The sequence below is a fragment of the uncultured Candidatus Kuenenia sp. genome (assembly GCF_900696675.1).
GTDB lineage: Bacteria > Planctomycetota > Brocadiia > Brocadiales > Brocadiaceae > Kuenenia > Kuenenia stuttgartiensis_A.
Window position 1 is genome coordinate 1 of the sequence record NZ_CAADGZ010000087.1, and the last position, 14329, is coordinate 14329.

General features: G+C 40.7%; 12 protein-coding genes. 7 read left to right on the top strand and 5 right to left on the bottom strand.

Going from position 1 to position 14329, the window contains the following annotated elements; translation table 11 throughout:
• Positions 1 to 131 precede the first annotated feature (131 nt).
• Positions 132 to 272: a HicB family protein gene (locus tag QZT26_RS12295; RefSeq protein WP_099326876.1), complete on the top strand. Its 141-nt coding sequence runs from the start codon at positions 132 to 134 to the stop codon at positions 270 to 272.
• Positions 273 to 353: 81 nt separating this feature from the next.
• Here the strand turns inward: QZT26_RS12295 and QZT26_RS12300 are convergent, their stop codons facing one another.
• The gene (locus tag QZT26_RS12300) at positions 354 to 2123 is read right to left on the bottom strand and encodes a transposase (protein WP_164995064.1); all 1770 of its coding nucleotides are present in this window, start codon (positions 2121 to 2123) and stop codon (positions 354 to 356) included.
• Positions 2124 to 3052: 929 nt separating this feature from the next.
• On the opposite strand from QZT26_RS12300, the gene QZT26_RS12305 reads away from it, so the two are divergent.
• From QZT26_RS12305 to QZT26_RS12330, 6 genes are all read left to right on the top strand, one after another.
• On the top strand, positions 3053 to 3250 hold the full coding sequence (locus tag QZT26_RS12305; RefSeq protein ID WP_295102483.1) for a DUF2281 domain-containing protein: 198 nt from the start codon (positions 3053 to 3055) through the stop codon (positions 3248 to 3250).
• A gap of 590 nt (positions 3251 to 3840) precedes the next feature.
• The gene (locus tag QZT26_RS12310) at positions 3841 to 4839 is read left to right on the top strand and encodes an efflux RND transporter periplasmic adaptor subunit (RefSeq protein WP_295102485.1); all 999 of its coding nucleotides are present in this window, start codon (positions 3841 to 3843) and stop codon (positions 4837 to 4839) included.
• A gap of 5 nt (positions 4840 to 4844) precedes the next feature.
• Entirely contained in the window at positions 4845 to 5774 is a 930-nt protein-coding gene (locus tag QZT26_RS12315) for an ABC transporter ATP-binding protein (protein WP_295102486.1), read from the top strand.
• Entirely contained in the window at positions 5767 to 6771 is a 1005-nt protein-coding gene (locus tag QZT26_RS12320) for an ABC transporter ATP-binding protein (protein WP_295102488.1), read from the top strand. Before QZT26_RS12315 ends, QZT26_RS12320 begins: the two co-directional genes overlap by 8 nt.
• 93 nt (positions 6772 to 6864) lie before the next feature.
• Complete coding sequence (locus QZT26_RS12325; RefSeq protein ID WP_295102491.1) at positions 6865 to 8004, top strand: ABC transporter permease; 1140 nt, start codon at positions 6865 to 6867, stop codon at positions 8002 to 8004.
• A 228-nt stretch (positions 8005 to 8232) separates the two neighbouring features.
• Positions 8233 to 9363, top strand: a complete 1131-nt coding sequence (locus QZT26_RS12330) for an ABC transporter permease (protein WP_164995084.1) — start codon at positions 8233 to 8235, stop codon at positions 9361 to 9363.
• A gap of 824 nt (positions 9364 to 10187) precedes the next feature.
• On the opposite strand, the gene QZT26_RS12335 is transcribed toward QZT26_RS12330, so the two are convergent.
• The 4 genes from QZT26_RS12335 to QZT26_RS12350 all read right to left on the bottom strand — a co-directional run bounded on the left by QZT26_RS12335 (position 10188) and on the right by QZT26_RS12350 (position 13928).
• Entirely contained in the window at positions 10188 to 10811 is a 624-nt protein-coding gene (locus tag QZT26_RS12335) for a tRNA-uridine aminocarboxypropyltransferase (RefSeq protein WP_295102495.1), read from the bottom strand.
• Between the two features lie 291 nt (positions 10812 to 11102).
• On the bottom strand, positions 11103 to 11921 hold the full coding sequence (gene lpxI, locus QZT26_RS12340) for a UDP-2,3-diacylglucosamine diphosphatase LpxI (RefSeq protein ID WP_295102497.1): 819 nt from the start codon (positions 11919 to 11921) through the stop codon (positions 11103 to 11105).
• Entirely contained in the window at positions 11903 to 12943 is a 1041-nt protein-coding gene (gene lpxD / locus QZT26_RS12345) for a UDP-3-O-(3-hydroxymyristoyl)glucosamine N-acyltransferase (RefSeq protein WP_295102500.1), read from the bottom strand. Before lpxD ends, lpxI begins: the two co-directional genes overlap by 19 nt.
• On the bottom strand, positions 12915 to 13928 hold the full coding sequence (locus QZT26_RS12350; protein ID WP_295102503.1) for a type II CAAX endopeptidase family protein: 1014 nt from the start codon (positions 13926 to 13928) through the stop codon (positions 12915 to 12917). Before QZT26_RS12350 ends, lpxD begins: the two co-directional genes overlap by 29 nt.
• Positions 13929 to 14329 lie beyond the last annotated feature (401 nt).

Genomic DNA, 14329 nt, shown 5'->3' on the forward strand with positions numbered 1-14329 from the left:
TGATACTTATGAGAAGTTTAAAAACAAATGTTTAAGTTTTTTCAAAAATATTAACGAGTATACAGATGAATTGTCTACTCTTTTAACTGAAAATTTTCAAATTATTGGCGAGCAAATTTCGAAAACTTGATTTGTTTGACTATATAAGCGAGGGCAATACGAAGGAAGAGGCGTTAAAAAATATCAGAGAAGCCATTGAATTATATCTTGAACCTGTTGACGATGATATGAGGTATAATCCTGATGCACAGGTATTAGAAATTGCCCTATGACAAAAGTCCCGAATTTGAATTATGGACAGGTCTTTAACACCGATTTTCACAGGCATGAAAACCATCATAAAAACACCCTAATCATGCCGTCCAGACAATTTCAATAGATTTTCCTCCAAGCCATGGAACAGCGAATGGAGTTTGTAATTTTTTTACTTCCATCAAAACCGGAGTATGTGCTCTTTTTCTTATTTTCACAAAAAACTTACCACCGTCATAAACGACCCTCCCCGGCATATCAATAAACTTCCTGAATATTGCAGGGGCAAGATTATTTTCAAAACGTCTCAGGTCGCATGCGAATCGATGATACAGGGTATCAGCAATCATTGTCCATAGAATGTCAAAATGAATACGGATCATAATAGGTGAAGACAGAGAGTTCAGATTGAAAAACATTACCAGTTCGGCTATTTTGTTTTCTATCCGCCATCGTTTAGCGTAAACTTCCAATACCCTTTGTAAGGACAGCTCTTTGCTATTGGTTAAAATAAATGTAGGGTTCTCCCGTCCGTGATCTTTCACCACTATTTGCCTGAAAATGTTTTTACAATCTTTAAGCCTGACTTCGCTTTCATAAACTGAGACGTTTTTATACTTTCGCTTTGGAACCGGAATATAAACTTTTTTCCATACCTCCTTTGGAAGTACCAATGTTTCCTTCACAAGGCCGGCATAACGTTTACGAAGCGTTATGAACTTTACCTTGTCATTTTCAAGATCGTCAAGGATATTGTAAGCCGTAAACTTGCAATCAAAAACAAGTGTTTCGCTAACATTGCCTTTTATATTTTTCCAGTAACTTACAAACTTTTTAACCTCTTGCGACTCTTCGCGCCGTAGTATATCAGCTCTTGTATATAAAACTGCATTGCTTTTACTATCAGACGCAATGATGGTATTAGCGCCTTTCATGGTCTTACTCTTAGACCCACACCAGATCTTTTCCATTTCGGATTCATCCCCATAATGCGGGATCGAGTGAAAATCAAGATTTATATAGTCGCTACTATAAAAGTCCGGATACTTTTTCCTGAAAAGCGAAACAACTTTGCTTTGCAAATTCATCAACTGAGTTTCAGAGCAACGGCATGAATAGGTGTTCATGTATGTAGGCTTCGGAAGAACGTTTAATCCGGCAAAAACTCCAAAGCCAGGTTCCTGGTCATAAGCACAAATATGGGTCAGCCTCCTCTCGCCTATTAATTTCAGCAGTAACATGGAAAGACAGGCTTGCGTCGATCCAATATCGCTTGATTCAGGCAACTTACATTCCTGCAACAAATCAAGGATACCGGATTCTATGATATAAGGGATAAAAAAGAAAACCCCGGCCGTGGGGCAATCCACATTAAGATATTCGAGTATCTCAAAATCCAGGTGTTCCGAACGTTCCGGTATGATTTTGTTTTTAAGAGTTTTTCCAAGTTCATTATTCGTTCTGCGTTTTAGTTTGCCGAACCCTGCGGTTTTCAGAATACGTTCTACTGTGATTGCAGATATATTGATCTCCTCTTCCGCAAGGCGGCTATGGATGTCGGTTGTCGATAGTCCCTGTTTCCTGTATTTGATAATTTTATCCTGAACATCACAAGTAGTCCTTTTCTTTTTAGGGCCCTTTCGCACGATAGGGAAAAGTTCTATTTTCCCTGCATTAACGTCTCTCATTAAAGAATAAACCGTGCCTGGCTTGTAACCAAATTTTGTTGCTACAGTCTCAACTGCCTGTTTGTCAATTACAATGGCCCTTACTGCTTCATATTGTTTTTGTCTTTGTGAAACAGGATTATTGAAATATGAAACTAGATTAAGTTTGCCATGTATTAGGGTGTTATTATGATGATTATGCATTTGTAATATTCTTGCTGAATACTGATAATACCGTCAAATACCTTCTATTTGAGAGGTATTTGCGCTTGCTAATTGGTTAATATTCAGAATTGTAGCACACTTATAATCATCAATCAAGCATTTTGTTCATCATATTATCACCCTAAAATCCCAAAATTTGCTGAAATTCCCGAATAATGCAAAAATGCCCTGATTTAAAAATGTAATTTGTTACTACTAACAGGCAAGTAATGAAATACAAGGCATAGACTATTTTGTAATATAAGTTTACAAGGTAAGGGCAAAATAAATTCATCGCTCTGCAGCCTTCAAACACAGACGACTTTAAGGGGTGTATTATGATGGTTTATGTGTGTGTGAAAATCGGTGTTTAAGCTTTACATCGTGATGGATGGGTAATTGTCCGGCAAAAAGACAGTCATATACGTCTGCAAAAAAGCATACGGCAGAAAGAACACTAAAACTCACAGTCCCAACGCACAATCCTATCAAAAGGTTTACTCTGTCTCACATCATTAAACAAGCACATTTATCCGTTTATGAATTTAAAAGGTTGTTATAGAAAAGGAATATCACGAACACGACTTCAATCAACTCCTCGAAGTCCTCAGGAAGAACAAAAACAAGGTATCCATAAACCCATCAGACCGAAAGAAGCAGGAACTGCTGGAAAGGCAATTTGCTGAAAGCCTGCCAATCCTCGAACCGTTAAAAACCAGAATTAAAGCAACGGATGAATTAATAGATGAAATTGTGTATAGGCTGTATGGATTAGCAGAAGAAATTAAGGTTGTTAAAGGCGTGGTATCTTGGTGAAGTCTATTATAATTATCAAAATCAGGTATAATTGTAGCAATTCTGTGATAAAATTTATCCAATAAATAGAGTCTGGCAATATAACAATATTATTGAAGCGGATGTGACGAAAAATGACGGTAAAAGAAATGATAAAAAAGGAGATCGATAAACTCCCGGAAAATCTTCTCTCAGAAGTTTTTGACTTTATCCAATTTTTAGAAAGTAAAAGAGAAAAAAATATCCTTATAAAAGCTTCTCAGGATTTATCCGCTTCAGCATTTCAAAAAATTTGGGATAACGAAGAGGATACAATATATGACAACCTATAATAAAGGGGATATTGTCGTTGTCCCTTTTCCCCTTTAGCGATCAGGATAGGAGCATTCACGATTTTTTGTAACCGTGTATGTGATTGGGGCAAAACAACACTGCCAGGGGTTAATACTGCTGTACGTTTCATTAAAACATGGCAGAAGTCACAAAAAACCGGGAATGTACCCGGAACAACCCCACAAGGGCATGAAAGCTGCGAGGGATGTGGCAAGCCTGTCCACCGCTGGCGGGGGATTAAGGGGGTGGAATTGTCTGCGTAGGGAATCTGGGAGGCTTATAACATGAATAGCCATAAGTTTTTCTTCTCATTTCCTACGCTCTGCGTGGAAATGCATGTTACGAAACAGGATAAAATTGTCCTTTTGACCCAGTCTGCGGAGCGTGGGAAAGAGGGGCAAATTTGTTTTCATAATAAAGGGGTAGTTGAATTGATGGAGAAATCCGGTCCACCCCCTGCACCCCCGCCAGCGGGGGACATAGTTTGAAATCAGGATTTTACAATCAGGACTTAAGAATAAAATGTCACTGTAGTGATAAACATATTGAATATATCCGATTCCAAAAAATTATTTAATTGAGTGTTTTAATGAAAGTAAAAAAGAAAATAGTGCTATTGATGCTGTTACCAATTGTAATAGGGATTGTAATTTATTGGTACGCTGAAAGCTGGGTGGGCATGGTTAAGGACGAAATTGACGTATCAGGGAATATTGAGGTTACTGATGTTGCTGTGAGTTTTAGAATCTCCGGCTGGGTCGAAGAACGACTGGTTGATGAGGGAGAAACAGTTAGTGCTGGTCAGATAATTGCCAGATTGGAGAGTACTGAATTAGCACAGGAAGTTTTACTTTACAGAGCAGAAGTAAATGCTGCCAGGGCCGTCTTTGAAGAGCTGGAAACCGGTTACAGAACTGAGGAAATCGAGGAGTGGGAAGCGGTAGTCAGAAGAACAAGGGTTGATTTAGACCGGCTTGCTGCTGATTATAAACGTCAGGAAAGGCTATATGCAGAAAAAGTAATTTCTACAAGTGAATTTGATGCTGCAAAAGCGGATTATGATGCGGAAGAAGCAAGGTATCGTGAGGTTAATAAAAGACTCGTACTCTTTGAAAAAGGGCCTCGCAAGGAAAAAATTGATAAGGCAAGGGCAGATCTGCAGCGGGCCAGAGCGGCACTGAGATTGGCGAAAACACGGCTGGGATACACAACCATTAAATCATCGATTTCCGGTATTGTCCTGTCCAAAAACGTAGAACCGGGTGAATACGTATCTCCCGGCACACCTGTTGTAATCATTGGCAACCTGAATGATATCTGGCTTAGGGCATATATAAACGAAACGGATCTGGGAAGGATTAAAGTTGGTCAAAAAGTACACATCACAACGGATACATATCCTGAAAAGATTTATGAAGGCCATGTTTCCTTCATAGCTTCAGAGGCTGAGTTTACTCCCAAGAACGTCCAAACAAAAGAAGAACGGGTAAAACTCGTTTATCGCATTAAAATAGTGGTTTATAATCCGGAAATGGAACTCAAGCCAGGCATGCCTGCGGATGGGAAAATACTGTTGAAAACAGAATAAGAAATATGATTACGGATACCATAAGAACTGAAAATTTAACAAAATTGTTTAATAATCTGAAAGCCGTAGACAATCTTACACTAAAAGTTGCCGAAGGAGAAATATTTGGTCTTGTTGGTCCTGATGGTGCAGGAAAGACCACTGTTATGCGACTTCTCACATCTATCATGGAACCAACTTCCGGCGCTGCATGGATTGCCGGGAAACATACAGTAAAAGATGCCGAATTGATTAAAGAGGAGATTGGTTATATGAGTCAGAGGTTTGGTCTATACCCCGACCTCTCAGTAATAGAAAACATAAATTTCTATGCAGATATTTACAGTGTTCCCCGAAAGGGAAGGAAGGAAAAAATTGAAGAACTTCTGGAGTTCAGCGATCTCACGCCGTTTAGGAAACGACTCGCCGGTAACCTTTCGGGTGGCATGAAACAAAAGCTTGGACTTGCCTGTGCACTTATTCATACACCCAAAGTTCTCTTTCTGGATGAACCTACAAATGGCGTAGATCCGTTGTCACGCCGTGATTTCTGGAGAATTCTGTACCAGCTTTTGAGAAAAAAAGTAACCATCTTTGTGTCCACGGCCTACCTGGATGAGGCGGAAAGATGCACAAGGATAGGACTTATTCACAAAGGAAAGCTGCTTAGTATCGGTACCCCCGCAGAAGTGAAAAAATTGATGCACATGTCCGTAATTGAGATCCGCACTTCTGATTCCAGGAAAGCCAGTCTCCTGTTGCGTGAAAAATTAAAAGTAGATTCAGTCGGCCTTTTCGGAGACAAAATACACATAGTGACAAAAAATCCTGATACGGACACAAAGGAAACAGAAAAAATACTGAACACTGCCGGAGTAAGAATCACAGGTATTCGTACCATTGAACCATCACTTGAGGATGTCTTTGTCTACGTCCTTGCCAGCCAAAATGAGTAAAGTAATGGAGATGAACACCATTGACAATAAAAATGATGATAAAAAAGCTGTAGTTGTAGTGGGTCTTGAGAGGCGTTTCGGTGATTTCCTGGCCGTAGATAGCGTTAGTTTTGAGGTTTTCAAAGGAGAGATTTTCGGATTCCTTGGACCTAACGGAGCAGGCAAGTCTACAACGATACGCATGCTCTGTGGAATCCTTGCCCCGACCGGAGGAAGCGGTACAGTTGGAGGGTTTGACATACGTACCGAACCGGAAAAGATCAAAGAACACATCGGATATATGAGCCAGAAGTTTTCTCTCTATGAAGACCTAACCGTAGAGGAAAACATTGATTTCTACAGTGGAATCTATTGTATACCCGCAGAGAAGAAAAAAATAAGAAAAGAATGGATTATTGATATGGCAGGGCTTAAGGATCACCGCCATTCTCAAACAGCTATCTTGTCAGGAGGCTGGAAGCAGAGGTTGGCACTGGGTTGTGCTATCTTGCACGAGCCTTCGATAATCTTTCTTGATGAACCCACCTCCGGAGTAGACCCGATAAGCCGCCGCCAGTTCTGGGACCTGATATATGAACTATCAGGTAGTGGCGTTACGGTATTCGTGACAACTCACTATATGGATGAAGCCGAATATTGCGACAGGATAGGGCTGATCTACAGGGGGAAACTTATTGCCATAGGGTCTCCGGAATATCTTAAGACCGAACTCATGAAAGAGGATATCCTTGAAGTGGCATGTGACAGGTCACAGGATGCAATGGATCAAATTGGCGGACTGCCAGATATAAAAGAAGTGACCCTGTTCGGAAACGGGCTTCATGTTGTAACCAGTAATGCGGCATCAGCAGAAAAATCAATTCGTAACCTGCTTGCCGGGCAAAATTATGTAGTGACAGGTATTGAGAAAGTCGTTCCGTCCATGGAGGACGTGTTTATTTCACTCATAGAAGCTTACGATCGTGAGCATCAAAAAGGGATCAAAGATGGGGTTTGAACCGGATTAAACGCCTGGGGATTTTTATTTTATTGGCCGGTTTTGCAGGTGGTCGCAGGAGTAAGATTCCGTTTAGTAAATACGGAAAAGAACATGATGAAGCTAAACAGGTTTTGGGCTATTTCCCGTAAAGAGTTTTTACATATTATACGCGATCCGCGAAGTCTGGGGATGGCTATCGCTATTCCAATGATTTTGTTAGTGCTTTTCGGATATGCACTTACTCTTGATGTTGACAGTGTACCGATAGTTGTTTGGGACCAGAACGAATCTGAGATGAGCAGGGAGTTTATAAGCCGGTTCACCGGTTCCCGTTACTTTTCGCTCAAAGCCCAGGTAAGCAATTACCGTGATATCGAAAGGGCGATAGATTCAGGTAAGGCTTTCGCAGCTCTTATTATACCTACAGATTTCGATAGGAGAATCAACTCGGGCCGTAGGGTTTCCACACAGCTAATAGTGGACGGAAGCGACTCAAACACAGCGACTATTACAATTGGGTATGTTGATACTGTTGCCTTTAACTATTCCAGTGACCTCGTTATCAGACAGATTGAGCGCATCGGCGGATCACACGGGATTAGCAACCCTGTGGACCTTAGGCCCAGGGCATGGTTTAATGCCGACCTTGAATCAAAGAACTCCATTGTACCTGGCCTTATCGCAGTGATCATGATGGTAATTGCAGCACTTCTCACCTCTCTGACCGTTGCACGTGAATGGGAGCGGGGAACAATGGAGCAGCTTATATCAACGCCTGTCAGTGGAAGCGAACTCATATTCGGTAAGCTATTTCCTTATTTCGCTATTGGAATGTTTGATGTTCTGATAGCAGTTCTCATGGGAGAATTTTTGTTTCAGGTACCACTTCGTGGCAGTGCGGGACTTCTCTTTGCTATGGCAGCCATATTCCTTACCGGTGCACTTTCGTTGGGTATAGTGATAAGCATTCTGGCAAGAACACAGCTTCTGGCCAGCCAGCTTGCCATGGTAGTAACGTTTCTTCCGTCATTTCTTTTGTCCGGTTTTGTGTACGCAATTGACAATATGCCGCAAGCTATACAGGTAATGACATACTTCATTCCCGCAACGTATTTTGTGACGCTGCTTAAAGGTATCTATCTCAAAGGAATAGGGCTGGAGGTTTTAATCTTGGAGGCGGTTTTGCTGACATTGTTTGGTATCGTAATGGTCATCCTCGCCAATGTTGGTTTCAACAAAAAACTTGAATAAAAGGTAACTCTTTTGTCTTTTGAAACTGGAAAATTGTCCTTTGTAGTGCGACGAGGTTCGTCGCACTACATGGTAGAGACAGGTTTTAAACCTGTCTCTACTTAGATATTTCAAGTGAGGAACGAGCAGTAACCGTTTATGACAAATGCTTCGCCCCTACACTTACACGATACGGAAAGCAGCGTTATTATTGGAATTTTTCAAAAAAACTAAAGTGTTACAATAAAAGTGATAGAACGTATAAGACAAATCCTTATTAAAGAATTTATCCAGATGTTTCGGGACAGGAAGATGATGGGAATAATTTTTATCATGCCGGTACTCCAGACACTTGTGTTCGGATATGCTGTTACGACAGACGTTAGGAATATTACCACAGCAGTTTATGACCTTGACAATACTGTAGTCAGCCGTGAACTCACGGCACGTTTTGTCCAATCAGGCTATTTCAAGGTAATCGAATATGTAAGCGATGAAAGGCGTATACGGGAACTTGTTGACCGTGGTAAGGTAAGGGCGGTAATTCATATGAATGCTGGCTTTGCAGGGAATTTAAGGGCAGGCAGGTCTGTTCAATTGCAGTTAATTGTAGATGGAACCGATTCAAATACTGCCGGAGTAATACTTGATTACAGCGCAAAGATTGTTGCGCAGTTTTCAAAAAAGATTCTTATAACCCGCCTTACTCTGGTCAAAGGCGCTTATCAAATGCCCGCTGGGGTCGATATGCAAACGCGTGCATGGTTCAATGAAAACCTCGAGAGCAGAAATTTTTATGTACCCGGAGTAATTGCAATCATTGTCATGCTTATTACCCTGATGCTGACCAGTATGGCCGTTGTACGGGAAAAAGAGATAGGGACTATTGAACAGATCATGGTTACCCCAATAAGACAAATTGAATTTATCCTGGGTAAAACTGTGCCTTTTGCACTTATAGGATTTGCAGATGTGATACTGATTACCGTGATAGGTGTTTTCTGGTTTGAAGTGCCTATCAGAGGCAACCTGTTTCTTCTTTTCTTTGCTACGGCTTTGTATATCATGACTACGCTTGGCATCGGACTATTCATTTCAACAGTAAGCCAGACACAGCAACAGGCAATGATGAGTACCTTCTTCTTTTATTTTCCTGCAGTATTACTTTCCGGATTTATGTTTCCAATAGCAAATATGCCCAGGGCAATCCAGTGGCTTACCTATCTGAATCCTCTCCGGTATTTCCTGGAAATTATTCGCGGAATCTTTCTTAAAGGAATCGGGACAGAAATTCTCTGGCCTCAAATGCTCGCCCTTATGGTTATGGGGATATTGACTCTTTGGTTTGCTTCCCGGAGATTTCAGAAAACCATGACATAGTGATAGCTAAAAGCATCGTAACACTTTAGTTTTTTGAAAAACGTATTGCCAATAAATTCAGTGCAAGCAGCCTGTTTGTAGCAGGATAGGATGCTATTGTACAAATGAACCCCTGAATCCCAATGTCATTAAGTTAAGAATTATTGTAACACTTTGGTTTTTAAAAAAAACGTATTACCGATAAGCTCCGTAGGAGCAACCTGTTTGTAGATAGGATACCATAACAGATCGTAGAGACAGGTTTGAAACCTGTCTCTATAATCAGGAGCGGCCTGTCTTCCTGTCAATCATATACAGGCCGCTCCTACGGAGCTATTTACCTGTTGAATTTTATTGCGCTACAAACAAACCGCCCCTAAAGGGGCTACATTGTTTTTTATGTCCCCTTGGATTTTTCAAATAACTAAGGTGCTATGAATTATTTGATCAAAAACACCCCCCTTTTTCCCCCTTCGTAGAGACAGGTTTGAAATCTGTCTCTACTTTGCGGCCGTTTGTTTAACTTAATGACATTGCCCTGACTCTCCCAGCGGGGGGGACTAAAGGTAAGCACATATCAGGTTTATACGAGGGATGTAAATGCATTACCCCTATTTATTGACCACTACAGGAAATTATAATTTGTAGTGCGACGAACCTCATCGCACTACATTGTTGGAATTTTTCAAAATACTAAATTGTTACCTTTCTCGCCACTTCAAGAACCCCATCCATCCATACTTGATTGTGCCAATAATTAAGTATGGTGTCCCCTGAATATGACTAATGCATCTTGTTTTGTACAGTAGCAAAAAATTCCGCAGTTTGAGTATAGTTACCCGAATTCAATAATTAATGCTATCGCTCGTGAAGGTTAATCCTCTTTCTTTTGCCAGCGATTTTACCCATAGCCTGAATCTTTCGTTCATTTGAAAAGATGCTGAGTCAAAATCCTTGATTTCGAGTTCCTTCATTAATGAAATTACTGCCTGAAATGTACATAAATAATTTTTGGCAGATTGTTTTCTCAGGTGATATTCAGAGGCAGGAATTTCTCTTAATCCTATTTTCGGTAAATTCAGAAACAGTGGTTTGTGAAGCCATCTTCTCGCATTTCTCCAGCTTGTGTCCGGTACGAAAATATTCAGAGGCTTTCCGTTTTTTTCAATGATATTTTTACCGTCAATAGAAGGCGCCATGGGAAAGAGGATTACAGGCGTATAATCATTTCCTGCTATTTCCCGCTCAACCGCTCTTTCCCAGCCGTATTCTCCGATAAAAATAGCAGTGGTGTTTTCCAACATGATACGGATCAACCTCCCGGTATTGGATGGGATTCGTGACTCTTTTCTGCTTGTTAACAGGGTTATTTTGTGTTCGGTCCTGAGGGGAGGATTTTGGGGACAAATACAGTCCTGTAATATTAAACGGCAATGAAAACATCTTTCACGAGGTGTTTTGGTTATCATTGTTAAAAGAGAGAAAACTCCTAAGCTGGTGTAGCCATAACTAAACAGGGATGAGATAAGAAATGCGAAGCACGAAATACGAAATCATATTGGCAAAAACGTTATCCGTATTTGGTAACATTTGTAACAATTTAGCTTTTTTGAAAAGCCAATATATAAAAAAAACAATATAACCCCGTTAGGGGTGATCTGTTTGTAGCTCTGTATTGTTTCGTATTTCGGGGTTCGTATTTAGAATCTATACGATGCAGCATCTCTACAATAAATTGTCAATTGTTAAACGTGAAGCGCCTATATGCCTATAACGGAAATGCCTGCCTTGTCAGCCTCTGCAAGGGTTTCTTCAATATCGAGAATAATAGTCCTGCCCGCTTCAAGGGCAAGGACGGAGGCGGAAGATTCTTTCAGGGTTGTAATGGTGTCAAGGCCTACGGTAGGAATATCGAATCGCGGATCAAAATTTTGTTTGCAAACTTTTATGACAACAACATCGCTTCTCCCCAGTTTTCCGCCTCTGCGGATTGCTTCATCGGTACCTTCAAAGGCTTCCACCGCAAGCACTACTTTTTCCTTAACAACAATACACTGGCCGATGCCGTGTTTCGCAATTTCTTTTGCCAATGGAACTGCGAAATAAATATCTTCCATCTCTCTATCGGTGGGGTTTTTTTTGGTAAGTATGCCTTTTTTTGCGAGTAATTGAGGAACGTAAAGGGTGGAACTTTGCAATTCTATGCCGTCTTTCAACAACTCGTCAGCAACCGCTCCGAGCAGGGTCTGGTCGTCTCTTCTCTTTACGTTTTTATACCAGAGGTTAATTGTCCTTAAATCGGGAAGGAGTCTAAGATTTCGCAAAGAGGAAAACATATTGCCTTTCGTAAGACCGCCTGCCATGACTGCTTTGGAAACGTTTTCCTGTTTAAAAATTTTAATAAGTTTGCCAATCTGAGCGACGCCAATCCAGTAGAGTTTTTCCACATATTGCCCGACTTCCGGGGAGGTTTCCCCTTCAATCGCAACAGCTATAACCGGCACGTTATTATTTTTTGCGCCTTTGGCAAACAGTATGGGGAATCTTCCGTTTCCTGCAATTAATCCGAGTTTTTCCATTTTTCTTCCAGTTGTTTTAATCTTTTATCAAGTGATTTCATATGTTCTTTCATTTCAGGCAATTTTTCAATGATTACGTAACATCGCCTCATTTTTTGAATGGGAAGCGCAGGCGTTCCCAGGTATGTTCCGTTGCCAGGGAGGTCTTGCGCCACTCCGGAATGCCCGCCAACGGTAACGTTGTCTCCAACGGTAATATGTCCGATAATGCCGACGCCGCCTGCAAGGGTCACGTGTTTTCCGATTTTTGCGGTGCCTGCAATGCCTACCTGTGAAACGATTACAGAATCTTCTCCGATTTCGACGTTATGAGAGATGACAACCTGGCTGTCAATTTTTGTTCCCCGCCTGATGATAGTTTGCCCCAGAGTCGCCCTGTTGATTGTTGTATTTGCACCAATATCAACGTCGTCTTCTATTACAGTATTGCCCGCCTGTGGTATTTTATAATAGCTCTGGCCATCAGGGGCATAGCCAAAGCCGCTGCTGCCGATTACCGTATTGCTGTGAATAGTGACTCTCCTGCCAATTACGGTATCGGGATAGATTACAACATTTGCATGGAGAACGGCATCATCGCCGATGGTACAGTTTTCTCCGATAAAAACACCGGGGAAAACAACCACGCGGTCGCCGATGCAGGCGTTTTCTCCTATCGTAACGTATGCCTGAATTGAAACGTCTTTGCCGATTTTTGCCGTATTTGCAATGCTTGTGGCGGGATCAATTCCTTTCACGTAGACCGGTTTTTTAAACGTGAGTAATTCCACTATCCTTGCAAATGCAAGATAGGGGTTGTTGCAGACCAGAAGGTTCTTTTTAGCGTTGATAAGTTTTGGCGAAACGATCACCGCGGAAGCCTTGGTATGATTCATTTTTTTAATGTATTTTTCATTGGCGACAAATGTGATGTGTCCTTCAGTTGCTTCGTCAATGCCCATGATACCGTTTATGATGGTATTGGGATCGCCGGCAACTGTTCCCCCTACGTAATCAGCAAGTTCTTGCAGCGTTTTTTCCATTATGCAGTCTTTTTGTAATAAAATGTACAATTAAAAGGGTAACGATCAAAAAACTCCAGCCCATTATGCCGTTAATTATCTTACGGTCTCCGAACAACCAACCTGATTCTGAATCAACGAAATCAAAAAAAAGCCTGTTTGCCTTAATAAAAAATATCCATCCGGCATGCAGTCCAATGGAGAGGTACAATGAATTTGTTTTCAAATAGGCGTACGAAAGCACCACGCCAACAATGAAGAGCCCAATAATTAGTGGAAGTGTCTCTGCAATAGTGAGAATAATATTGGCGAAAGATTGATATACTACAACAAAACCAATAAAGGGTTGAAAACCCGGAGTAAAGAGTGAGTTCGCCTTGAAGAAGTGGAGCAATGCGTAAAAAATACTGCAGAAACAAACGGCAAATAACACCTTCGTATCTCTTAAAATGCTTTGAAGGATAAATCCTCTGAAAATAAACTCTTCTACGCCGCCCACAACAACGGCGATTATTATCAAGGTGAAAACTTTACCGATCAAACTGCCGGGAGACATTGTTTCTATTTCAAAAGTAACAATTCCGTAAAAATATAAAAATGCGAAATAGAGAATACACATACCGGTGCTAATAAGAAATCCAATTTGCAATTTTTGCCAGCAGCCTTTACCGGGCTTTAAACCAATAGTACCAAAGGAAGGAAACATGAGTGATTTTCTCAATAAAAATATGCATAGAATGGCGACCGCCATGATAATGCGCCGCATGACTCTTGCAAAATTATAGTGACCATCTTCATAATCCAATAAATTAACGAAAAAAGAATTTGAGGGTAAAAATGAATCCAAAAATACTTTTACTACGGGTGCAATAATACTGCTTGCGAACACTATCAGCAGGAATAAGAGTAATATTTTTTTATATTGTTTAATATTGGCAAATGAAAACATGCAGAGATGATAGTTTTGTATATAAGAGTTGTCAACTGAAAATAAGCGTATGCGCAAGATTTGCTTCCTTTTTTTAAAGGCTCCTGCCAGAAGTCTGCCGGGGGGGATTTTTTAGTACCTTATCAGTAATTTCTTAGCATTTTTGGCAAAATATTTAATGGTGAAATTTGGTAACACTTTAGTCCTTGTACAATAGTCCTTGTACAATTAGTTAACCAAAAATCGGGAATGATCCTGTTGTTCAAACAATGTCCCCCGCTGGCGGGGGTGCATGGGGCATAAGCGCTAACTTGTTTTATTGACAAATTTTATTCATCATGGTATTTTTATATTAATTATCCCGCTAATCACTCTATAGGAGGATAAAGCCATGATGAGAGAAGATTGGGATCTTCTAAGAACTTTCTTCCCAAACGATTGGAAAAGTTTAGCCGTTGATACAAATGCTTTAAAAGGCT